At 49.7% G+C, this 23483-nt stretch carries 23 protein-coding genes; 14 read left to right on the plus strand and 9 right to left on the minus strand.

The window, feature by feature from the left end; translation table 11 throughout:
* The first annotated feature begins 54 nt into the window (after nt 1-54).
* The 3 genes from OIK42_RS00440 to OIK42_RS00450 all read left to right on the plus strand — a co-directional run bounded on the left by OIK42_RS00440 (nt 55) and on the right by OIK42_RS00450 (nt 2023).
* Entirely contained in the window at nt 55-270 is a 216-nt protein-coding gene (locus OIK42_RS00440; RefSeq protein ID WP_273637586.1) for a TIGR02450 family Trp-rich protein, read from the plus strand.
* A gap of 593 nt (nt 271-863) precedes the next feature.
* Nucleotides 864-1508, plus strand: coding sequence for a hypothetical protein (locus tag OIK42_RS00445; protein ID WP_273637587.1), 645 nt, complete (start codon nt 864-866; stop codon nt 1506-1508).
* Nucleotides 1509-1705: 197 nt separating this feature from the next.
* Nucleotides 1706-2023 (plus strand): YciI-like protein, encoded by a 318-nt coding sequence (locus OIK42_RS00450; RefSeq protein ID WP_273637588.1) that lies wholly within the window; start codon nt 1706-1708, stop codon nt 2021-2023.
* A gap of 156 nt (nt 2024-2179) precedes the next feature.
* On the opposite strand, the gene OIK42_RS00455 is transcribed toward OIK42_RS00450, so the two are convergent.
* Nucleotides 2180-3034: a DUF3014 domain-containing protein gene (locus OIK42_RS00455; protein ID WP_273637589.1), complete on the minus strand. Its 855-nt coding sequence runs from the start codon at nt 3032-3034 to the stop codon at nt 2180-2182.
* A gap of 312 nt (nt 3035-3346) precedes the next feature.
* Between OIK42_RS00455 and OIK42_RS00460 the strand changes: the two genes are divergently transcribed.
* A complete protein-coding gene (locus OIK42_RS00460; RefSeq protein WP_273637590.1) occupies nt 3347-3655 on the plus strand; it encodes a DUF6482 family protein in 309 nt (102 codons plus the stop codon).
* Nucleotides 3656-3657: 2 nt separating this feature from the next.
* Here the strand turns inward: OIK42_RS00460 and OIK42_RS00465 are convergent, their stop codons facing one another.
* The 4 genes from OIK42_RS00465 to OIK42_RS00480 all read right to left on the minus strand — a co-directional run bounded on the left by OIK42_RS00465 (nt 3658) and on the right by OIK42_RS00480 (nt 8419).
* The gene (locus OIK42_RS00465; RefSeq protein ID WP_273637591.1) at nt 3658-4974 is read right to left on the minus strand and encodes an AarF/UbiB family protein; all 1317 of its coding nucleotides are present in this window, start codon (nt 4972-4974) and stop codon (nt 3658-3660) included.
* Between the two features lie 5 nt (nt 4975-4979).
* Nucleotides 4980-5252, minus strand: a complete 273-nt coding sequence (locus tag OIK42_RS00470; protein WP_273637592.1) for a hypothetical protein — start codon at nt 5250-5252, stop codon at nt 4980-4982.
* A gap of 178 nt (nt 5253-5430) precedes the next feature.
* Entirely contained in the window at nt 5431-5952 is a 522-nt protein-coding gene (locus OIK42_RS00475) for a DUF6702 family protein (protein WP_374211830.1), read from the minus strand.
* A complete protein-coding gene (locus OIK42_RS00480) occupies nt 5942-8419 on the minus strand; it encodes a M1 family metallopeptidase (protein ID WP_273637593.1) in 2478 nt (825 codons plus the stop codon). The genes OIK42_RS00475 and OIK42_RS00480 overlap by 11 nt, the downstream gene beginning before the upstream one ends.
* Before the next feature lie 402 nt (nt 8420-8821).
* On the opposite strand from OIK42_RS00480, the gene proB reads away from it, so the two are divergent.
* The 4 genes from proB to OIK42_RS00500 all read left to right on the plus strand — a co-directional run bounded on the left by proB (nt 8822) and on the right by OIK42_RS00500 (nt 12747).
* The gene (gene proB, locus OIK42_RS00485; protein WP_273637594.1) at nt 8822-9922 is read left to right on the plus strand and encodes a glutamate 5-kinase; all 1101 of its coding nucleotides are present in this window, start codon (nt 8822-8824) and stop codon (nt 9920-9922) included.
* Nucleotides 9923-9933: 11 nt separating this feature from the next.
* Nucleotides 9934-11184, plus strand: coding sequence for a glutamate-5-semialdehyde dehydrogenase (locus OIK42_RS00490; protein ID WP_273637595.1), 1251 nt, complete (start codon nt 9934-9936; stop codon nt 11182-11184).
* Between the two features lie 193 nt (nt 11185-11377).
* A complete protein-coding gene (locus OIK42_RS00495; protein ID WP_273637596.1) occupies nt 11378-11815 on the plus strand; it encodes an acyl-CoA thioesterase in 438 nt (145 codons plus the stop codon).
* Nucleotides 11815-12747 (plus strand): D-2-hydroxyacid dehydrogenase, encoded by a 933-nt coding sequence (locus tag OIK42_RS00500; protein WP_273637597.1) that lies wholly within the window; start codon nt 11815-11817, stop codon nt 12745-12747. The genes OIK42_RS00495 and OIK42_RS00500 overlap by 1 nt, the downstream gene beginning before the upstream one ends.
* Here OIK42_RS00500 and OIK42_RS00505 read toward each other — a convergent pair.
* Nucleotides 12744-13025 carry a hypothetical protein gene (locus tag OIK42_RS00505; protein ID WP_273637598.1) on the minus strand — a complete coding sequence of 94 codons (282 nt, stop codon included), beginning with the start codon at nt 13023-13025 and terminating at the stop codon, nt 12744-12746. The genes OIK42_RS00500 and OIK42_RS00505 overlap by 4 nt on opposite strands.
* 160 nt (nt 13026-13185) lie before the next feature.
* Between OIK42_RS00505 and OIK42_RS00510 the strand changes: the two genes are divergently transcribed.
* On the plus strand, nt 13186-13689 hold the full coding sequence (locus OIK42_RS00510) for an RNA polymerase sigma factor (RefSeq protein WP_273637599.1): 504 nt from the start codon (nt 13186-13188) through the stop codon (nt 13687-13689).
* Nucleotides 13682-14245, plus strand: a complete 564-nt coding sequence (locus OIK42_RS00515) for a hypothetical protein (RefSeq protein WP_273637600.1) — start codon at nt 13682-13684, stop codon at nt 14243-14245. The genes OIK42_RS00510 and OIK42_RS00515 overlap by 8 nt, the downstream gene beginning before the upstream one ends.
* Before the next feature lie 16 nt (nt 14246-14261).
* Here OIK42_RS00515 and OIK42_RS00520 read toward each other — a convergent pair whose 3' ends face one another.
* Together OIK42_RS00520 and OIK42_RS00525 are read right to left on the minus strand one after the other, a co-directional pair.
* Entirely contained in the window at nt 14262-17954 is a 3693-nt protein-coding gene (locus tag OIK42_RS00520; RefSeq protein ID WP_273637601.1) for a translocation/assembly module TamB domain-containing protein, read from the minus strand.
* Complete coding sequence (locus tag OIK42_RS00525; protein ID WP_273637602.1) at nt 17918-19669, minus strand: autotransporter assembly complex protein TamA; 1752 nt, start codon at nt 19667-19669, stop codon at nt 17918-17920. Before OIK42_RS00525 ends, OIK42_RS00520 begins: the two co-directional genes overlap by 37 nt.
* 190 nt (nt 19670-19859) lie before the next feature.
* On the opposite strand from OIK42_RS00525, the gene OIK42_RS00530 reads away from it, so the two are divergent.
* Nucleotides 19860-21806: an alpha/beta hydrolase family protein gene (locus tag OIK42_RS00530; RefSeq protein WP_273637603.1), complete on the plus strand. Its 1947-nt coding sequence runs from the start codon at nt 19860-19862 to the stop codon at nt 21804-21806.
* 141 nt (nt 21807-21947) lie between these two features.
* Here OIK42_RS00530 and OIK42_RS00535 read toward each other — a convergent pair whose 3' ends face one another.
* A complete protein-coding gene (locus OIK42_RS00535) occupies nt 21948-22391 on the minus strand; it encodes a DUF3010 family protein (RefSeq protein WP_273637604.1) in 444 nt (147 codons plus the stop codon).
* Nucleotides 22392-22753: 362 nt separating this feature from the next.
* Between OIK42_RS00535 and OIK42_RS00540 the strand changes: the two genes are divergently transcribed.
* Genes OIK42_RS00540 through OIK42_RS00550 form a run of 3 tightly spaced genes read left to right on the plus strand, consistent with a single transcriptional unit; the run spans nt 22754 to nt 23470 of the window.
* Nucleotides 22754-22921, plus strand: a complete 168-nt coding sequence (locus tag OIK42_RS00540; protein WP_273637605.1) for a hypothetical protein — start codon at nt 22754-22756, stop codon at nt 22919-22921.
* 16 nt (nt 22922-22937) lie between these two features.
* A complete protein-coding gene (locus OIK42_RS00545) occupies nt 22938-23240 on the plus strand; it encodes a hypothetical protein (protein WP_273637606.1) in 303 nt (100 codons plus the stop codon).
* Nucleotides 23234-23470, plus strand: coding sequence for a hypothetical protein (locus OIK42_RS00550; protein ID WP_273637607.1), 237 nt, complete (start codon nt 23234-23236; stop codon nt 23468-23470). Before OIK42_RS00545 ends, OIK42_RS00550 begins: the two co-directional genes overlap by 7 nt.
* Nucleotides 23471-23483: the final 13 nt, after the last annotated feature.

The following is a 23483-nucleotide window of genomic DNA, read 5'->3' on the forward strand; positions in this document are numbered from 1 at the left end:
AAGTTGCGTAAAACGAAGAGTGCTTAAATACAGTCGAAACGTTATGGAGCTGGTATGAACCGAATTAACCCTGCTAAATTACAAAACAGTAAATGGACAGCAGTAAAGCCGATAAATCGAGAAAAGCATTTCCTGGTATCAGAAATGGAGTTCGACGAGGATGGTTCTGTCATTGCGTGTAAATTGGAAGCGGTGCTTTCTAACAACGAGTATTCAATACAATGGACAGAGTTGAAAAGCCGGGAGAAATGGCTCCAGGGCTGGAAATAATGGCCTCGATTTGATGGCTTCAAATTGTTCTGCTGGCTCTACCGTTAGCTTGTTTGCGGCTCATGGTAAAGAAACGTTTCCTACGGTTATAGGGACGTAAGGGGCTGTTAGAGCATGAGTTTCGAACGATATCAAAAACATCAACATGTCGTTGCGGGTACCACCCTTGACGTCTCATATGACCGCTTTACTACTAAATTCGCACTCAGTGTCAATGGTGCTATGGCCTACTCCAGGCGCTTGTGGTTTTGACCCAGACATAATGCTCTGATTCAAATCGACGCCAATTCGTATATGCTAAGTATTTATTGGTTTCTAATCTGGGGAGCCAAATTAAAAAAAGCAGATGCTGTGGTAGTCGAAGAGTTGTTACCTAAACGTCGCAGACGTTCAATTTCACTGCTTGGGTATGGCGTTTTTATTATTTTGGTCAGGGCTGCGGTGGTTATATTTGCGTCATAGCAGCTAACAAACGAGTATGAGGCGGGTTGTTGGGATACTAACACGGGCCATGCCTCGTTACTTTCGTACAGACATTCGTAGCTTATGTCAGCGTTATGCATATGATAAATATTTATCCCTGTAGAGGTTCTATGCGGTTATTCAACAAGTTGTTATTGGTACATATTTTAATGATCAGCGTCGGCTTGCCTGTGCTTTCAGAGGCCAATCATGACATTGAGGATAAAATATACATCGCACAATCAGATGGAAAGGTAACCGCTGTGGTTTCTGGCGTTAAGTCGGATACATTCAGACTTAAACCTAAAGAGAGGGTGTTGTGGCGTAACGCGTCAGGTTATCTGGGCGCCGTGCTGACAGACGCTGGTTTTAATGTCATATCCGTGTCGTCAAATTACTGGAATAATATACGTCTTTCACCCTATGAAATAGAAACGGCAACTGCTTCCGTATCGCCATTTATTGCGCTGCTGGTCACAGAAGATCGTGCCATTGGCTACAATATTGCCACGGATAGTTTTTATGAAGTTCGCCTACCACTGTATGACAGTGTCATTGCTGTGAAGTCAGCTGAAAATGTTGCTGTTGTTGTTACGTCTGGCACGTTACTCGGACTCCAGTCTAAGTCTTCATATTTTACCGAAGCCCGGCTCAAAATTGGTGAAACCGTTGAAAACGTGCACCTGACCGATAATAACGTAACCGTTCAAACGCGGGAACGATTATATACTTTTACCTCTACAGGCTCTGGGTGGCAGGTAACAGATCTCGACTAGAGCAAGGCGGGCTTACAAATAACGAGTGCTGCCAACTGAACAATACTGTGGTGCTCGTTGGCGCCATCTGCTGCAGGTGCTATTGTTCACGGGCAGTAGGAGGATTTACCAGAATAAATTAATCTAAAACGACATGCTTTAAAGTCGCAAAAGGTAAAGTTACCCGTGTTTTATTTACTCTAAAGGAGAAGCTCACAGTGCACTTCCTGTTAATCTATGAAACCGTGCCCGACTACGTAGCGCTTAGAAGCAAGTTTCGAGCGGCGCATCTGTCCTATGCTCAGGCAGCTGTTGACAGGGGGGAGCTAATTCTTGGCGGCGCGGCCGGTGACCCTGTTGACAGTGCCGTGCTGGTATTTAGCGCCAATTCCGAGGATATTCCGCGCATCTTCGCAGAGAATGACCCTTATGTCATCAATGGTCTGGTGTCAGGTTGGCAAATTAAACCCTGGCATACGGTTGTCGGGCCAACGGCTTCAAATGCTGTAATTACCGGTAATACAACGGACGCTTAATACTCATTAGCGCATGTAATGCTGAGTACATTATGTACGCTGGCGCTTAGTTCAAAGCAATTTGCAGATTTCTCTAGCGATACAGATTTTGCCACTAACAAAAAAGCCACCTCAGGGTGGCTTTTTTAAATAACATTCAAGTTTGTTAGTGCTTACTTATTGGGTGCGGCTACTCAAACTGTCTTTTAACTCTCTCAGCTTGGCCTTAATGCGGCGCATGTTGTCCGGACCGGTGCGCAACAGTTGCTTTTGTGGCGCTGATAAGCTTTCTAACCTTTCGTCGGCGTACTTGTACATCACCGAATCGGTGTACACCTCAATTGGCATTTTCACTTCAGGGGTATCCAGTAAGGTATCAATGGCCTCAATGAGCACCTCAGTGAAAGGCTGATCAGGATCGCCAATTTCGGCATATTTGGCCTGAATTTCTTCCTGATAGCGCTCATACAAGGCAATTAAGTCTTCATTGCTCATGGATTCCAGCGCATCAACATAGGGCGTATAACGCTTATAGCTGGCAGCATCTATCCATTCTCTGTCGGCCTGGTTATACACTCTGAAGTCTTGTTCAGGCGGAGTCAGCAAGCGGTGGTTGGGAGCCATGTCCTCGTCGGCCAGATTGGTCGCCGATACTACAAAACGCTGCAACAAACCGTTCGTTACCAATAAGCGGCTAAGGGTTGGAGAGGTTGCTATTGTTTCCAGCGCAGATTTAATCGCGGTATCACTGATATCCAGCGGCTCAGGCTCTGCCATAGGTTCTGGCATAGGGGTAGCTTCCTGGTCGGGATCGATCTCAACGGGCTCTGGCGGCGGAGCGGCCTCAAAAGTGTCGGCCGGTTCAGGCTCTGTTTCTTCGGGCTCAACAACAGCCGGCGTTTCAACCTCAACAACAGGTTCCGGCTCTGGCTCACTGGCTGGCCAAAATAGGACCACTGCTAACACGATAACGATTACACCAATCACAATGGCATAAGGTAACCAGGATCGCTGTTCAGAATTTTCGCTCATAAATTATCCACCTTGATCGTTGGCTGCGATATTCATACTACCAGAGTTAATGGCAATTCGCTGAAAATCAATACACTTTTTCTCTATATTTGGATGATGACGCGCATCATTAGTTCCCATCAATATTAGACAGACAACTGACATGCAACAGTAAAACGTTAACAGGTTCGATTTTATAGACCGTATCACAAAAGGCGGGCTGACATTATTAAAAAGACCGATTTAGCGCAATTCATCCTTTAATTTGTTTCGCGCGTATGAGTGAAGGTAGCTAATTTTCAACACGGGTTGGTAAGGCCGGAGGTAACAACAATGCATAAATTTTTAAGTAGCGATATTGAAGGTACACCAATGGTTATTGATAACCTGGAGGTGCAGTCATACGAGATGAATGTTTATTTGGTGCAGATCACTGCTGATGGTCATACCGGTATTGTCTTTAATGCAAAAGGCGACCCGATGCGGTTTCACAGCGCCGGTCATATCCGCGAGTTCTTTGCCCACTGCGATATTAAGAATGCCTACATGAAGCACGACACCCCCTACGATGAAATGATTGGCAATCCACCAAAAGCCACGCAGTCCATGGCGTTGCCATTTAGCATGACCTTACCTTACTAGGGTTAGCCCAGCCAGCGCTGAGCGGCAATGCGCAAATCCACTTGTACATTAAGCCGCTTGGCAAGGAAATATAAACCGCCAAGCTTGCGGTGAATAAAAATCGCATCGGCAGGCGGTACATGCCAAAAGTCCTGGTCAAAACTCAGTGACATACCGGCAGCCTGCACGCGGGTGAGTAAGTCGCTGTTACCAAAGTCATAAGGGCCGTCGGTATACAGGGCTTCACAAGCCAGTTTACCCATGGCCAGTACCGCTGCCTGCTGGTCGTCAGTGTGAGTGTCCAGCATTAAGCCAATGTCCTGTGCCGCGCGTGCAACGCCTGTCATATCATCACTTGCCATGGCGCGTAGCAGGGCTAAATAGCCATCAGCAATAGGCGCAGGCACTTCCCGACAGGCGCCAAAGTCAAGTAACGCAATTTGTTGAGTATCTGGCATGTAGCGAAAATTGGCCATATTCGGATCGCTTTGAATCAAACGAAAATCAAATACTTCATCAAAAAACAGCCGGAACATATCGGTCATCAGCTGGTTACGGACATCGGCAGGCGCCTCGCTAAGGCTTTCAATGGGCTCGCTGTTAAGGTGCGTCATTGCCAGCACCGTGTCGGTCGACAGGGCGCTGTGAAGGGCTGGTACAACAAGAGCCGGGTAATCGCCAAGTGCGGCGCCGTAGCGGGACATCATGCGTCCTTCACGCCGGTAATCGGCTTCATCATGGAGCTGCTGTTTGGCCTCGGCTAATAATGGCTTGATATCCAGTGCTGCAGGCAGCATACCCGATAGTTTAATGATGCTGGCAACATTATCCACGTCGCTGTTAATGCTGTCGCGTATACCGGGATATTGCACTTTGAGGGCCAGCGTTTCGCCGTCCATGGTAATCGCCTTATGCACCTGGCCAATAGAGGCCGCTGCGATGGGCGCATACGAAAAATACAACAGGCGGTCTTGCCAGCCGGTGCCAAGGGCACTATCCAGCACTCCTTGTAGCTGGGCTTTGGGCATGGGGTCGGCGTCTTCGCGCAGACGTGCCAGTATGGCACTGAGCTGCGGTGATAACAGTTCACCGGCATCCATCGAAATAAGCTGGCCAAGTTTCATGGCAGCACCGCGTAGTGAGGCAAGTTGATTGGTAATGCGCTGCATGTTCTTTGGTGTCAGCAGCATGTCCGACAGCACCGGGCGCTGGCCCGAGAGTAATTTGGTGGTGCCCTGCGCGACCACACTACCGGCAATTTTGGTGGCTAAGGAGCCAATTCGTGACAATCTCGCTATGCGAGAACTGGGTACCGCTTTGTTTTTTGGGGGTTGGCTCATACAGCCTAAACGAGTTGTGAGAGTATTTGGATCAGCATACCTGCTGCACTGCCCGCCGCAAAGCCAAACCAGCCACTACGGCCGAGGTATCTGAATAAAGACGCGCCAAAAATACCGCACCACAACATGGCACTGTAGATATTGAGCATGCCGGTGCCCATGCCGGAATCAGGCAAAAATAGCATCACGATGAATGTCATGGCCATGGCGCCCGACAGAATTACCCACAGGATGTTTTTTTTCGGTGTTGATGCGTCAGATTGATTGGTATCACTCATTCAACTTACCTTGTCATTTTTTATGCAATCATGACTACTTAAGCGGAGCAGGTCAAATACGACCTTGGTCTGAATGGGCTTTTATAACACAAGCGGATAAAAACAGGCTGCTTTGCATGGCTTAAAAGCGGCAGCAAAGCAGCAGCAAAGCAGCGGTTTGATGCTGGCTGAGGTGAAACTAAAAGTGCACCTCAAGTAATTCAACGTTTTCAGTGAAAGTCAGCGTTTGTAAATCGCCTTTACCCTCAACATTAATGGTGTTGACCTGGCTTGGCCATAGGTCTCGCAGCGCGTCATGACGTACCTGTAAACCTGCCAGCGCTGGTGGCTGTTCAGTTTCCTGGTATACCCAGAAATGCTTACCGTCTACCTCATAACCGACCAACTTTAGTGCCAGATTGCTTTCTTCTGCGTTACGCAGCATAAAGCGCTCTGCCACATACCCGGCAAAGGCCGTTTGGGTTTCCTGATCATCCAGAATATCAGCGGTTTTCTTAAACAGCGCTTTTACCGCATGCTCGGCATCATGCAGGTTAAACCGATGCATAATTTCGATATTTTCGGTTCGCGGGTTGAAAAGTACCGTTGTAATGGCAATTTTTTGCTGATGCGCCACGGCTTGTCCACATGCCATAAACAACAGCAGGGCATAAAGCCCTGCCTGAATGACACTTGAAACCCGATTGAGTTTAGTTGTCATTACCTTCGCTTTCCTCTTCGTCTTTGTCAGTATCCAGTTCTGTTTTGATATCCTGCATGATATCGCGACGTACCTTGGATGAGCTGCGCTTAGACTTGTAGGCTTCAATACGCGACGGAATAATGCGGCGTGGATAGTGATTGTTTTCAACATCAACGTCAGCAGTTTCCCAGCGTGGATCAACGGTCACACTCACCAGCTCTTTGTCTTTGTCAGTGATGACCAGCTTGCTTACCGCTTTAGGGGTACGGCGCCAGATCTCAGCAGGTATACGCATCATTTCTGTGCTGCCATCCTCAAAGGTCATTTCGAGAATGATTGGCATCACCAGACCGCCTTTGTTAGAAAACTCCATTACGTAGTAATTTTTATCTTCTTCAACGGCGCGTTCAAAGGCTTTACGTTCCCATGGTTCAAGTTTATCGAGCCATTTTTTGTACTTGTTACGCTCTTTGTTGGTAACCGTAAATTGATCGTTTTCGTCATAAAAATCAGAGATATCTGAGAAACGGTCGACCCATAACTTTTTGCCTTCGGCTTCGTTACGTTCAACGGTTAGTGATTTTGGCTTGTCGAGTTCATGCTGACGCTCACGCGCAAAATCAATATCTGGATCCTGAGTATCTAAACGGAGCTTGTAAACGCTGTCCAGTGAGATATCAACATGATCGGTGCTGTAGAACCAACCGCGCCAGAACCAATCCAAATCGACCCCTGAGGCCTCTTCCATAGTGCGGAAAAAGTCAGCCGGTGTAGGACGCTTAAACATCCAGCGCTGGGCGTACTCTTTAAAGGCAAAATCAAACAGCTCGCGACCAAGAATGGTTTCGCGCAGAATGTTCAGCGCTGCAGCCGGCTTGGTGTAAGCATTAGGACCAAGACGCAGCACAGAGTCTGACTGAGTCATGATGGGTACCTGGGTTTGTGACTTCATATAGCCGGTAATATCACGCGGCTCAACACCCCATGGAATATCCGGATCCCATTCACGACCGGCAACACCGTCTAAGAAGCTGTTTAAGCCCTCATCCATCCAGGTCCACTGACGTTCGTCAGAGTTAACCGTCATCGGGAAGTAAATGTGCCCTACTTCGTGAATCACCACGCCAATCAGGAAGCGTTTTTCAGCCAGTGAATAGGTGCGTGAACCGTCGTCCTGCAGTTCAGTACGTGGGCCGTTAAAGGTGATCATGGGGTATTCCATGCCGCCTACCGGACCATTTACCGACTGGGCTACCGGATAAGGGTAGTCAAAAGAGAAACGTGAATACACATCCATGGTGTGAATGATGGCTTCGGTAGAATACTTTTTCCACAGATCGCCACCTTCTTTGGGGTAGAAAGACATTGCCATTACCAGTGGCTGAACATCACCACCCTGCTGGTAGCCGCGCGCATCCCACATAAATTTACGTGACGACGCCCAGGCAAAGTCACGCACGTTTTCGGCTGCGAAATGCCAGGTTTTGGTTTTGCTGGTACCTTCTTTTTCGTTTTCCAGCGCTTCTTCCGGCGTTACGATAAACACGGTGCGGTCGGCTGTTTCGGCTTTCTTAAGACGCTCACGTTGTTCGCTGGTCAGCACGTCACGTGGGTTCTGCAGTACACCGGTAGACGATACGATGTGGTCAGCCGGAACGGTGATTTCTACATCATAATTACCAAATTCCAGGGTAAACTCACCACGGCCAATAAACTCTTTATTGGTCCAGGCTTCATAGTCGGTGTAAGCCGCCAGGCGCGGGAACCACTGGGCCAGCAAAAAGATGTCGTTACCGCCCTCGCGCTCGTCATCAGGGAAGTGCTCATAACCGGCACGTGCTGAAACCGCATCTTCCTCAACGATATTAAAGCCAAAGTCGATATTCACTTCGGTATCTTTACCGGGCTTAAGGGGCGAGTCGAGATCAACACGCATTAGTGTACCCACAATGACATGGTGCAGCGGGTTGCCGCGGCCATCGGTGACTTTGTTAATCTGATAGCCCAGTTCGTTATCGTCAACAAACTGTTGGCGACGAAGGGCACCCAGCGACAATTTTGCCGGGCTGTCGCCAGAGGCCGCAGAGGTTGCCGGTCCACGATTGCCAATACCACCAAAGGTGGTGGTTAACGCCGACATTGAATCATCACGGAATTTGTTTTGATCTAACTGGATCCACAAATACTTCAGCGTATCAGGCGAGTTATTTTTGTAGGTAATCTGCTCTACAGCCTCAATCCGGCGCTTAGCCTCATCAAGTTTTACGTCGATGTCGTAGTCGACTTTTTGCTGCCAATACTGATGGCCCGGCTCACCCGCAGCGTTGCGGTATACGTTAGGAGTTGGAAGCACTTCATCCAATTGGCGGAACTTATCTTCAAAGTCCCCTTTTGTTTGCTTGATTGCTGCATTGACTGACACTGAACAGGTCAGCAACGATAGCACCGGCATGAGCCAAATTAACTTTGGCATACGCTTGCTCATAGATTTTCCTTCGTCGTCGTTGTAATGCCAGGGAAACGCCGAGTATTGCGATAATCCTACCGCTGTACTCATCCCCCCAATTATTATTAGAGCCACATAGTTTAATTCTAATGCGACGCGTTTTGCCAGCACTTGGCCGTAAATAGCACAAAACTGGACGCAAACTCAGCATAACAGCGGTGCTTTTACGGCTTTGAGTCAGGTATCGTCTCAGGCTTCGGGCGTTTGCCTGCAGTGCGGTCCGCGCGGACCATTGAATCCTGTGGCGTGGCAAGTCCGCTGCTATTTTTACCGGCCCTGATCAGGCACGTAACACCTTGTCTGAGATACGCTTTTAGTTTGTTTTACGCACACTTTGTAATATTCTAGAGGCCTGCCCGCTTACAGATTGATTTCACCCGGATGAATGCATTTTCATGGCAACGCGCTGTCATTAAGATTGGAAGTGCCCTGATCGCGCCAGACGGCGCCCAGTGCAGTGACCGTTTTTTACTGCCCATTGCACGTTTTATCATCGCCAGCCGTGCCGCTGGCAAAGAAGTTATTTTGGTGTCGTCCGGCAGTGTTGCTGCTGGCCGGGCTAACATTCCGGTTAATCATGTGCCCTCCATTGCCGAAAAACAGGCAATGGCGGCGATAGGCCAAATAGGGATGATGGCGAATTGGCAGCGCCTGTTTGACTTTCCCTGTGCGCAGGTGCTGGTTACCTATGACGACCTGCATGACCGCACGCGTTACGTAAATATCAAAAATACCCTGCGAGAGCTGCTTAAACACCAGGCATTACCCATCGTAAATGAAAACGATACTGTGGCAGTCAATGAGCTTAAAGTGGGTGATAACGACAATCTGGCGGCCTACACGGCATTGGTGGCAGGCGCCGATACGCTGATTATATGTTCGGATATCGATGGCTTGTATACGGCCGATCCACGCAAAAATGCCAACGCTACGCTCATTCATGAGGTGGATCATATTACTCCTGACATCTACGCTATTGCAGGGGGAGCCGGGACGTCTGTGGGCACTGGCGGTATGCGCACAAAAATTGAAGCCGCCGATAAATGCACCCGTAGTGGCATTCAGACTCTTATTGTGAATGGCCGCAATGGAACAGTATTTGATGCCTTGCAAGCCGGCCAGATACCGGGCACGCTGTTTCGGGCACAGCAGTCACATAAAAAAGCGCGCCGCTTGTGGTTGGAGCATACGCTTAAAACGCGCGGTAAAATTGAAGTAGATGCAGGCGCCAGTGCGGCGCTAAAAAACCAGGGGGCGTCTTTACTGCCGTCGGGTATATTAACAGTAAGTGGTCACTTTGACGCCGGTGACGCAGTGGAAATTTGCAGTCAGGGCAAGCCCGTGGCAAAAGGCCTTGCGCTGTACAGTGCGCAGGAGTTACACGTTATAAAAGGTGTAAAAAGCACACAAATTCGCAGTAAGTTGGGTTACGACAGTGGCGAGGTGGTCGTCCATCGTGACGATCTTGTGATGTTCGACTAAAGGAGTCTCTTATGAGTTTCTCAATCCGCGCCGCGGCGCGCGACGCCAAAGTCGCAGCCAGACAAGTGGCGAGCTTAAGTGGCGAACAAAAACGTGCAGTATTAATGGCCATCAGTAAGCACCTTATTTCGCAGGTCAGTAACATACTGAGTGCTAATCAACTGGATCTGGAACACGCGAAGTCTGTTGGACTGGATATGGCCATGATGGACCGCCTTACGCTCAACGAAGAGCGGGTGATGGCGATTGCCAGTGCGGTGGCCTCTGTGGCTAATCAGGAAGACCCGGTCGGCGGCATCCAGCAGTTAAAAACCATGCCCAGTGGTATCCAGGTTGGCAAAATGCGCATTCCACTAGGGGTTATCGCGATGATCTACGAATCGCGGCCAAATGTTACCATTGATGCTGCGGCATTGTGTTTTAAGGCCGGTAATGCCGTGATTTTACGCGGCGGTAAAGAAGCGCTGCATTCCAATCTCGCCCTGGCCGCATGTATTCATCATGTGTTGCGCGAATTTGATATAGATACCGCGGCAGTAACGGTTATTCCCGATCCGAATCGCGAAATCATGAATAAACTCATGACCCTTAAAGAATACATCGATTTGATTATTCCCCGTGGTGGCGAAGGCTTAATAGAGTACGTTAGCGAGCGCAGTCAAATTCCGGTGATTCAGCACTACAAAGGTGTGTGTCATTTATATGTCGATAAACACGCCGATCTTGAGCAGGCGTTGAACATCCTGGAAAACGGTAAAACTCAGCGTACCGGAGTGTGTAACGCATTGGAAACGTGCCTGGTGCATAGCGACGTCGCCGATGACTTTTTACCGCGGGCGGCGGCGATGCTTAAACAGCACAATACATTGATTCATGCCTGCGATGCGTCGAAAACCCATTTTACCGATGCGCTATCGGCAACGAATGCAGACTGGCACGCCGAATATCTGGCAATGGAAATTGCCGTGCGGGTTGTAGAGAGTTACGACGAAGCCATTGCGCACATTACCGAATACGGCTCCGGGCATACCGAAGTCATCGTCACGCAGCATTATGCCACGGCCAATGCCTTTATCCGCGATATTCACTCGGCAGTGGTCATGGTGAATGCGTCGTCACGCTTTTCAGATGGTGGTGAGTTGGGGCTGGGCGCCGAAATTGGTATTTCTACCAGTAAATTACACGCTTATGGGCCTATGGGGGCCGAGTCCTTAACCACAGAAAAGTTCGTTGTGCTTGGCAATGGCCAGATCAGAAACTAGTAATACCATTTTTACTATGCCGGGCATTATACAGCGCCGGCCCTGCACACCTGTTTGGCGGTCTTAAGACTGCCATAGCGGGCATAAATTGTTGCCAACACTCAACAGACTCTGGCGTTACCGGCGAGGAGTCGGTAAGCTAAAATTCTGCTCGTAATATCAGAACGCTAGATTAGAAGGATGAAAAACTATTATGACGGACATTACCCCGTCCCTAAGCGACTATCCCTATGCGGTAACGTTGCCAACACGTTGGCAGGATAACGATATCTACGGTAACGTGAACAACGTGGTTTTTTACAGCTTTTTCGATACGGCGGTTAACCGGTTTTTGTGTGACGAAGCGGGCATGGACTTTCGCACCAGTCCGGTGGTGGCGCATGTGGTAAGTTCACAATGTCAGTTTATTTCTCATGTTGCTTATCCTGAAGACGTTGATGTTGGTGTGCGGGTGGCTAAAATTGGCCGCAGTTCGGTGACCTACGGCGTATCGATTTACGCGGGTACTAATCAGCGTCGGGTAGCCCATGGCCAGTTTGTTCATGTGTTTGTTGATCGCTCTTCTGACCGGGTCGTGCCGGTGCCGGCTCGCACCAAATCAGCCCTTGAACGGATCATCGAGTCATTGTAATGCGCGCGGTACTGTTAGACGGCGACTCACTGGGGAATGACTTATCCCTCAACGAATTTAAACACCTGCCTGTTGAATTAACCATTTATCCAGCGACGCAGCCCCACCAGGTTGCGCAGCGTATACAAGATGCCGACATTATTTTAGTCAACAAAGTGGTGTTGAGCGCGGATACCCTCAGACAGGTAAAGCAGCTAAAGTACGTCGGCGTCCTCGCCACGGGGATGAACAATGTGGACACCGCATATTGCCGGCAAGCCGGTATCACCGTGACAAATGTCGACGGCTATGGCACTGACGCGGTGGTTCAACATGCCTTGATGTTGTTGTTAAATTTAGCCACGTCCTTTGTACCTACACACCAACAAGTGCAGCAGGGCGATTGGAGCCGCTCGCCATTTTTTTGTTTACTCGATCAGCCGGTCATGGAGCTGGCGGGCAAGCATTTGGTAATTGTGGGGTATGGTACATTAGGAAAACGTTTTGCGACCCTGGCCCGGGCTCTGGGCATGCAGGTGTCGGTTGCCGCCCGTCCGGGCACCGAGGTAAAAGGCCGCGAGTCTTTAGACGCTTTACTACCCCAGGCTGATGTCATCAGTTTACATTGCCAGTTAAGCGCCGAGACAGACAAGCTGATCAACGCTGAGCGACTGGCAGCAATGCGCCCCACAGCGCTGCTGATTAATACAGCGCGCGGCGGCCTGATTGATGAACCAGCACTGCTTGCGGCGCTTAAAGGCGGGCAAATCGGTGGCGCCGGACTTGACTCCCTGACCGTAGAGCCGCCCCCTGCCAATCACCCGTTGCTCAATGTAAAGCTACCTAATTTACTCATTACTCCGCATTCTGCCTGGACAGCGAAAGAGTCGCGCCAACGCCTGGTAAAAATGGCTGCCGGGCAGTTAGAAACGTTTTTACGAGATACGGCTTAACCTTCTTTTCGTAGCTGGTTAAGCTGCTGGTTGAGCTCAAAGGCGGGTTCGGTCACAATCGCTTCCAGCGTGGCTATGCGCGCTTTGAGGCTGGCAATTTCTGCGTCTTTTGACGCTGCCGGCGTTGCTTGCACAGTTTGTCTGGCATCAAAGGGATTCACGGGTTTACCATAAAACCAGGCACTTAACTGCCAGTTGTATTTAGCATCAAGGTAGTGGCAAAACAAGCCTGCAGCAAGCATAGTCAATACCAGCAAGGTTATTTCGAGTGTTGTCATCAGGGTTCTCCGAGTCAATTAACAAGTTAACACCGCCCGGTTGATCGGCAGCATACTGTTACAGTCTTCGGTGAATAAAAAAAATTACAGCAAAGTGTAATTTTTTTGCGCCGCTTTAGACTATACCCACACTAGCTTAGGCAATAACGATGGAAGTGGCGTGCAAACGGACTTTGAGCAAATTCTTAATGAACATCAGGCACTACTGAGTCGCGTTGCGGCCAGTTATGAGGCCAATGAGTCGTTGCGCCAGGAATTATTGCAGGAAATCGCCCTGGCGGTTTGGCAGGGCCTGGCCCGTTTCAATGGTGACGCAAGCCTCAAAACCTATATGCTTAAAATTGCCCATAACCGGGCAATCAGTCATGTCAGCAAAGAGGTAAAAGGCAGTCACATTCATCATGGTGATGATGAGTCCATTAATACCTCATCAGCCCCCGCTGATACCGAACCTGCCTATGCCGCTGAACGAAACCGCGATGTGGTGAACCTGCTTGATGCTATTCGGGACTTGCCGGTGACCATGCGTCAGGTGATGACCCTCACGTTAGAAGGGTTGAGCTATCAGGAAGTCGCCGAGGTGTGCGGGATCAACAAAAATCATGTCGGTGTGTTACTGCAACGAGCCAAAAAAGCACTGCAACAGAGTATGAATCATGAATGACGAATCAACCGATTTAACCGCACTTTGGCAGCAACAGCCGGTTAGCAACATTGATATGGCTGATCTAACCAAACGTTTAAAGCGCCAGCAACGTTTGCAACGGCTGTATGTAATAACGGATTTTATGTGCCTTTTTATGAGTATCGGCTTCATTGCCTATACATGGAATTCCCTGCCGAGTGTATTAATTTATATGCTTTTTGGGGTATCTGGCTCCGCCCTGGCGATGACGGTCTATTTTGTTTGGTTACGCCGCCATGCAGCGTTAGCGACCTTTGAAGACACGGCGCAGTTTCGTGAGACGCTCAAAAAACAACTGCGCAACAACCAGACAATTGCCCGCGTAACCTTTCATTCCGGCTGGGTAAGTATCGTTATGCTGCTGACTATTTTTGGCGTGTTAGTGTATTCAGGTGAGATGAGCATGGATAAACTGGTCAGCAAGTTACCGGTCATAGCCGGTTTGTGTGTACTGATGGCAGGCTTTATGCCCTGGGCTTATCAGCGCGAACGCAAGTTTAAAGCCGAATACCAGCAACTGATTGAGCAGGAATAGCCCCCGGGCATGAAGGCTAATCGTTCGTGTCGTCGTTGCTTTCCTGTTTGTCCTGGTCGCCTAATGTAAACTGATAGTACATATCAACCGCCGTAGACAAGCTGCGCACCACTTCGATATAGAGGTTGGTCCAAACCTGATAACGTAACGCCACTTCCTGACCGGCACTGCCTTCGTTTTCAAACATAGCAACGCCGTAGCGCACGGTGAGGTTGGGGGCTATTTTTCCTGATACGGCAAGTTTGGTGTCGTTACCCTGTCCGGTGGTGGTCACCGCAAAATCCTCGATCCCCAGGGTCTTACCCACATTACTGGTGATACCCTCGGTTCTCGATAAGCCTAAACCAATCAGCATGGCGGCATAGCCATTATCACCCTGCCCACTGCTACGCAGGCTGCCACTGCCATTTAGCAGGTACGCCAGGTTTTGCGCCTGATCCATGCTCGGTTCTGAGAATAAACTGATACTGGGTTCGCTGGCCAGGCCATCGATTCGCACACCGGCAATCACATCATCCTCTGTCAGCTTGGGGTCGCGAATGGCCTCAACCAGTAATAACGGCTGATTGATCGGGCCATTAAATTGTACTTCACCGGTACGGATAATCAGGTTTTGCCCCCACGCTTCGTAGCGGCCATTGAGTATTTGCAGGTCGCCGTAACCGGTGATGGCCGGTTGTGTCTGCACATTTATACCCCCACTTAGTGCCGCCGTGAGGCCAAAGGCATCCAGCCGGACTTCGCCTTTTTTGCCTTTATCAAGGGTAATGGAGACATTGGCGTTAATATTGTCGACCAGAGCGTCGCTGGGCGGTTCGCCACGTAAATGTACGTCCCGCGACGGTGAGATAGCGCTGGGGGGTAATTCAGTGATATTGATCCGTGCCCAGGGAATATTAATGTCGCCCGCGATGTCTACGCCCTGCGGATCGATGTGGGCGCTAAGGTTGGGCGAAACCTTAACACTGCTGGCATCATAGTGAACGGTGAACGCGTTCCCTTTAAGGTCAACGTCGATGATGAGCTCGTCCTGCCAGTTTACTTTGCCGGCAATACTCCCGGCACCGTCGCCAAGCATATAGCTGCCATCAAAGGTGGCGTTATCACCAAAAAATTCGATGGTTTGCTGCCAGTCAGAGACCACCACCGGCAGGTCATCGCTGTTGATAGAGCCTTGCTTAAGAGAAAGCTGACCGGTTACCGCAGGCAAATTGACCGGGCCTTGTAGTTCCAGGGTGCCATCTATCTGGCCATCAAGCTCCTGCATGTTATTAATGAGGTGCTGAAAAGGCGCTAACTGCCATTGGCTTAACTGCAGTTTGCCCTGCAACTGTGGGGTTTGGGTAAAGGGATCAATGGTCAGTTGGGTACTAATATTGCCAATCTCAGGGCTGGTAATACTGGCATCTACAGACAGCTGACTGTCGGTAAATTCACCGTTGAGGTTAAAGGTATCAAGGTTGATGCTCACACTTGGTTCACTGCCCAACTCCCAGCTATCCGGGCTGATGCTGGCACTAAAGGAGCCTGTTGCCTGCTGACTTTGCGGGGTAAACTGCCCGGCGGTGGTCAGTGACAGGGTGGCATTATTACGCTTGGCCAACATTTCCGGGAATACTTCATTGGCCCATAACCCCACGGGGAGCAAGTTGGCGCTGAGGTCCCATGTAATTTGCTGCGGGGTGTAATTAAGCGAGTTAATGCACAGTTCGCCTTCCTCACGTGCCTGCCAGCAATGCTGGCTCATCATAAACTGTTGTTGCTGTTGCTTATAAGTGAGCTGCAGATCTGACTGTTGCTGCCAACTGGTATTTAAAATAGCGAGCTGCGAATCGCTCAGGGTGGCCTGCCACACCTGTTGTTGCCAGTGACCTTCAAGATTCAGTTGGGTGGTATGTTCGGGTAGCTGTAAATCGGCCTGTAAGCGATGGCTGGCCAGTGAGCCAGATACCGCTATGTCACCATTGAGCGCACCCTGGCCGGCGGCGATAGGGCTTAGCGCCCTGCTCGCCACGACGTTTTGCAGGTTAATGCGTGAGTCAATCACCGGATCTGCCCAGTCGCCCTTGACCGCCACGGAGCCGGTAACCTGACCGCTGATATCCGGGTACAGCGTGGCTAGTTGTTGCAGATCCAGTGTAATCAGTGCATCCAGGTATTGTTGGTTAAGTACCTGTCCGGCAATCGTCAGCTGGTTTTCGGCAATGTCTGCATTCAGGTTCGCTACTACGATATCGCTGTTGGCCGAGTAAACAACGTCACCCGCTATAGTAAAGAGCTCATTTAAATGAGTGCCGCTGAGGGCCAGTTCTGACAGCAGTACATTGGGGCCCTGCTCACTCATGTTAACGTGCGATTTCATGCCACCGTTTATATCTTGCGGACCCTGCGCCAGCCAGGTGTCCAGGTCGAGGCTCACAATATTGGTTGTACCCTGCCAGCTAAGCGCTTCGCTAAAATACATCACGCCGGAATTGCTGATCTCGCCGTTAAATAAGGTGGCGTCGAGGGTCGACACCGCCAGCGAATGCTTACCTAATAAAGCGCGAGCCTTAACAGTGACAGCGGTTAACTCGTCAAGGTTGGCACCGCCATCGAGCTGAACACTATAACCGCCCATTTCTCCCTGTGCGGACAGCGTACCGGGTGAAAGTTGTCCGGCCACAAAGGGGCTGAGCGACTGCTGCGGCCAATGTGCCTGCAGCGACAACGGCAACTGATCGCTGAGCAGGTTAACTTGCGCCGCCGTCGCTGCGGTGATTGGTCCTTCACCTTTGATATCCAGTGTCAGTGCACTGAGTTCGCCTTTCGCGGTCAGTGCCAGGCGCTGAGATTGTTGGGCCAGTGTCAGGGTACTATCCAGTGTCAGCGACAACGGATACTCACCCGCCAGGGTTACCTCGGCGGTGGCCGTTGCGGAATGTTCCGGGGTGTCTACCTGCAGCGTATCAATAACTACCGTGCTGCCTTTCGCTGTCGCGTGTTGCAGGCTGGCACTGAGGCTAACGAGTTGCTGTTGCGCGCGGCTAACGGTCAGCTGACCGAGCGTTACCTCATGCAGTTCAACTGCCAGCGGCAGCACGATTTCAGGCAGCACCGGTGCCTGATAAGCGATTGCTAAGGGAGTTGCCGGCTGCGGCTCGCTCTCAGGTAACTGCACCGTTAATACATTCACCATCAGTTCATTGACAACTAACGAGTCCAGCCATTCTGCGCTGATGTTGCCGGCCGTCATCTCAAGGGTTACCGCGGGTGATTCAAAATAAGCGTTGGTTATATTCAGGGAGTCCAGGAAGAGTGCGAAGGGTAATGAGATATCCTCTGCCGGTGCCGGTTCTTCAGTTGCGGGCTCGTTGCGACTGGTTTGGACTATCCTGGGCGTGGTGAGCGTTGCCTGCTCAATACACACGGCACTCTTAAGCAAACAGGTCCATTCGTGGGCAACCGTTACCGCATCAACGTCGACCTGCCATTGCGCGTTTTGCCAATGAATGCCTTCGAAGGTAATTTTGCTCAGCAAGCTCCCTGATACCGTTTCCAGTGTCAGGCCCGGTACAAACTTGTTGGCAGCATAGTTGATGGCTGGCGTGCCCAGCGGTGACAAAACCAGTACCACTAATCCCAGCAATAGCAGTAAGGTCACTAAAAATATTTTTGCGAGGCGGTTAATCGTCATAGTTCTGGCCCCAGCGTGAAGTGGATTCGCCATGTGGACTCAAACGCATTTTTACCCCGAGCAACATAAAATCGTACAGGGCCAATCAGTGTTAACCAATGCGCACCAATACCGACACTTCGGGCCAGTGGATCCGAGAAATCATTGGTTGAGGTTCCCACATCGCTGAATACAGCGGCGCGCCAGTTGTCGGCAATGGGATAGGCGTATTCGATACTGGCGGTGGCCAGGTACTTGCCGCCGGTTAACACCCGATTGCCCTCATCATTGAGCACAAAAGGGGATATCTGCTGATAACCAAAGCCACGTACACTTTGATCGCCACCGGTAAAAAAGCGGATTGACGACGGCACCCGGTTAAACTCTTCGGTATAAATGGCGCCGGCCTCAGCACGGAAAAACAAACGGTGGGTATCATCCAGCGTGGTTATAATTTTGGCCTGTGCCAGCACTTTTGCTAAAGAGATATCACTGGCCAAATCTTCGTGCGCCACCTGCGCAGAAATGCGGTAATACTGGCCCTGATCAATATCCACTTTTTCTTCGGCATTATTGAAGGCAATGGAGTAACCAGGCATAAGCAAATTAATGGTTTGCGGGTCGCTGAGGCCCTGGGTAAACATTTCCCTGTCGTAGGTTAGTGACAGGCTGCGTTGCCAGGGCGATTCAGCCTCTTTCCAAAAACGATGGGCAGAAATACTCAGGGTTTCGCGTTTAGTATCGCTGTTATCGTTGTCCTGAAATTCATAGCTGGTCTTGATGCTTGCATAATCGTTGTTGACATCTTCGAGCGGGATGCGGTAATCGAGACTGGCAGCCTGCTCGAGTTGCGAGGCAAATAACTCACCGGTAATAGAGTGCCCCCGGGTATTTACCCAGGGACGTTCCCAACGGCCACGCACTCTGGGCCCGGTGTCTGTGCTTGCGCCACCCCCAACGTTAAAGATATCGCGCGGCAAATGTGCCAGGGTCACTTCGATGGGGACGCGGGCGCCTTTGGCCTGGCTGACCAACGGGCGCGCGATCACTCTGGAAAAATAGCCCGTTTGATTTAACTGCTGGTTAAATTTGGTTAGCTTTGCAGAGGTGTACTTTTCACCTTCCTGAAAAGGCTGTATGCGGCCGATAATGGCGCTGGAGCGGGTGTCACCCTCGAGTCGGACCTCGCCAAATTCATACTGGCGACCACTTTGCGCAATCAGCAATACGTTGGCTTCGTTTTCCTCGCGCACTAAATCCAGGCGCGTTGCCTGCCAATGGTAGTCAAAGTAACCGTTGGACAAAGCATAGTTAAACATAGATGACTTAAAGCTTTCGTAGGTGGGCTGATGCATGACATCACCGGGTTTAAGCTTAAAACTGTTAAAGCGTTGTTTAAACTCAGGATCGTCACGGCCCTCGCCGATGATTTCGCGGGTAACATTGGCCACACGCAGCGGTTCACCGAGGTCCACGTCAATGATTAGCGCCTGCTTTTCGGTACGCAATGCAATGTCAGTATTGTAAAAACCAAAAGGTTGCAGTGCAGTTTTTACAGACTTAATAATGCGCTCTTCGGTGGTCTCGTCGGGGTCCCCGTTGGTGACCGAAATAGGATTCAGGTGAAGTTTGATGTTGTCTTTCAGATCGCTGCGACTCACACCGTTGAGAGTATACTCCAGCGCCAGAGCAATTGGCGCTAACCCTAATAGACAGGCAATGCCAGAAAAATAAAGAGTGCGACGGAAAAAAGTCGGGCTAAAAAACATTGACGACGTGAGTGCTCCTCGCACGGCTTACAAAAAATAAAGATAAGAACATTACGCAATATTCAGACCATAAGTTTACCTGATAAATCCCCTGGCTACAGCAAAATCGGATAATCAACGGAGTATTGCGTTGGGTGTTGTGTTGTCGTTATAGTAATGCCGAATGCACAAATACAGACAAGGACGTTTTATGATTCATCTGCTCAAGCGGTTAGCAGTGGTTTGCTATGCAATGAGTGTGTTGTTGGTAACCCCCGCTCAGGCTGATCCTCAACCCCTCGATGTGTTTAGCCGCCTGCCCCAGTTCTACGGTGTAGCGCTCTCGCCTGACGGCCAGCGTGTTGCCATGGAACGCAATTCGCCCGATGAGGATATGGCGGCGCTGATGACCTTAGATGTCGCCACCGGTAATGTTTATTACTTACTCAACTCCGACAACAAAAAGGTCAAAATAAACTGGTATAAATGGGCCAATAACGAAGACCTGTTAGTAAGTGCTCGCTATGAGATGAGTGCCAGAAATGGCCAGAAATATTTCTCAACCCGCCTTTACGTGATGCGCTACGACGAGCAAGGCGAATCGCCCCAGCCGGTTATCGACTGGCGACATATCCAACGTTATCAGAACGACGCAAAGTACGTGCCGCAGTTTCAGGACAACGTGATCGATATTTTACCCGATGATCCCAATCACATTCTTATGGCTATCGATATATCCCGGCCGTTTGAGAAGTCCGTATTTGAAGTAAACATTAAAAATCAAAAAATAAAGCGCATTGTGCGAGGTACCAAACAGATCCGGAACTGGGTGACCGATCAGCAAGGAAACGTACGAATTGGTATTTCACTGGATTACGATTCCGGTGAAAAGCAGATTTTCCTGCGTGATAAAGAAGGCAATTTCGAAGAACTGTACAGCTTTAACGTCACTACGGATAAACCAGTGCACGTGGCGGGCTTTGGTGTTGATCCCAACACACTGTACATAAAAAAATACCTCAACGATTATCAGGCATTGTACACGCTGGATTTAGCGACCCGCAAAGAAACGCTCGTGTACGCCGATGAAAATTATGATGTCGACGGTAGCCTGATTTATTCACCGTTAACACGCGATGCCATTGGCGTCCGCCATGCACACGCGCCCAATGGCCGTTATTACTGGGATGACCGATACGCCCCCCTGCAGCGGGGTTTGGACAGGCTGTTTAGCGACAAGCACAATGTGCTCACAGCGTTCAGTGATAATGAAGAAATTTATCTGCTTTACTCTGAGAGTGATGCACAACCGGGTAAATACTATCTCGGTAATCAAAAAGATCCGCAAATCAGTTTTCTGTTTGATCAGTATCCACAGATCGATACCGAGCAGTTAAGCGCCCATCAGCTAATTACTTTCACTGCCCGCGACAAAGTCGAAATTGAAGGCTATTTAACGCTACCTAAACAGGGTGAGGCGCCTTATCCCACCGTGGTATTCCCTCACGGTGGTCCCGCGGGACGTGATCGCGCCGGTTTCGATTACTGGGTTGCCTATTTTAACAGTCGTGGCTACGCCGTATTACGGCCAAACTTTCGCGGGTCTACAGGCTATGGGTTTTCCTTCAGCGAGTCGCAAATGCAAAACTGGGGCATGGCCATGCAGGATGATGTGGTTGACGGTACGCAATGGATGATTGATCAGGGTTATACCGACAAAAATAAAATATGTATTGTGGGCGCCAGTTATGGCGGCTTTGCCGCACTTGCCGCGGCAGTTAAAAGTCCGGACTTATACCAGTGCGCAGTGAGTTTTGCCGGCGTCAGTGATTTAGACCGCATGGTGTATCGTCAACGCAACTTTTTAAATGCTAACCTGGTGAAAAAGCAGTTGGGCGAAGACAGCGATGACCGCGAGCGTCGGTCACCGATCAACTATGTAGAGAACATTAAAACGCCGATATTACTGGTACATGGAGAGGAAGACCGCACGGTACATGTCGAGCAAAGCGAGAGAATGGCTGATGAGTTGGACGATGCTGGTAAAACCTATAAGTATGTTGAGTTACCTTTTGGTGACCATTACTTATCCATTCAGTCTAATCGGATGACGCTATTTAAAGAAATGGATGATTTTTTGGCGAAATACCTGCATTAAGATATGGCTGACAGGTTGCCACCACCGGGTGATTTGGTCAGGCCTTTAAAAGCCTGACCGCTCCAATTAAATGCTGCGGCGCAAACGGCTGGCTGGTTATTTAAGCCCTTACGGACACCAACACGCGTGTTGCCAGACAGTCTACTCTGCTGGGTCAGGTTGATCACATAAAAAGGCATAAGCGGTCTCAAAGGCGCCTTGTTGAAACCCCTTGAGTCCGGTTTCGGTAAAAGGCACTGTCAATGGCTGTCGCTTAAGCCGCTGTTTGATCTGACTGCTACTGAGGAGTGTTACCTCAATATCGTTTATCAGCTGTATACAGGCTTCCAGCTTAAAACCCACCGCACCGCCAGCAAATTTGCCCTTGGTTGGGCGTTCACGAATAACCACTTCGGCAGTCTTATAATCGGCCAAAAGCTTGGCTACAGTGCGCTGAAAATAGCGTAAGTTATGGGCGCTATCCGGCGTTTGGAGGGCGACTCTGCGAACCCGGCAATCGGGCACCTGAAACAGTCCGCGGTCGAGGGCTAACAGAGCAACAATGGCTTCACTGCCTTTAATTTCAATTCCGCATACAATACGCATTCGATCTAACCTTATAACCGGTGAAAACCTCATTGTACTGCAAATTGTACTGCAATATGGCGTGTTTCCCTGCACATTTATGCGGGTCTATAGGCCCTGGCTAAAAAGTGAGTGCCTCTAACCTTATACGCGATACCATGGTACAGCGAAGCGCATCGCAGTGTCTGGTGTGGGCGTATCGTCGTCACAAATGAGTAAAAATGTCTCTTATTACCGACACCTTTACCCGTAACAGCCTGGCTGACAGACCAAAGGCTTAAGCAAGTCTATGAATTTTAATGATAATAAAGTGTTGGCAAGGTTTTCGCATTACTGCTGTGTTAGCGGTAATTCGCTGAGGTAAATTTTTCAAGGATTCGCCAATGTTTGTTTTTATTCTTTTTGCTATCGCTATTTTGCTAACCGCTTTAAAATGGCGAGCAGTTATTCCTGTGCTGCAAAATACCGGCAAAATGCTGTTAGTTTCGGCTATTTATCTGGTATTTTTGGGCAAAATTATAAAATCTGTATTACTCGATCGCTCTGTTTAATCAAGGAATTATACTCATGAAAACCACCAAAAAACTGTTTACGCTTGCTACTGTTGTAATGTTTACACTCGGACTTAGCGCCTGTAGCGAAGAAAAGGAAGAGCAAACCGAAAGCAAGGTGAGCGAATTTAAAAACGCGGCCAGTAAAGCAATGGATGATGCCAAAGAGGCAACCTCAGACGCTGCAGATAAAACCAAGGCGTTTGCTGAAGATACCGCAGATAAAGCTGAAGAGATGGCTAAAGATGCTGGCAACGCCATCGAAGATGCTTGTGAAGACGCCAAAGAGAAGATGGACTTAGAAGACAAGGATTGCTAAGTACCGTTGTAACGTCTCGTAAGCTTTTAGTGCAAACCGGTTATAACCGGTTTGCCGAGCCCGCGAAACCAGAGTGCCCGGACGACGCGCGGGCACTTTTTGTTACTGTCGCCGGTGCCACTATTGCACGGGTTCACTGTGTTGCCACGGCGAGGGTGCTGCCATTTTTTACGCCTGCGCCGACAACTTTTGCCGCCAATCAGCGCGGAACAGGGCGCGTAAAAGGTTAACTTCCTATATAAT

The organism is Alteromonas gilva (assembly GCF_028595265.1).
In the GTDB taxonomy this organism is placed as follows: domain Bacteria; phylum Pseudomonadota; class Gammaproteobacteria; order Enterobacterales; family Alteromonadaceae; genus Alteromonas; species Alteromonas gilva.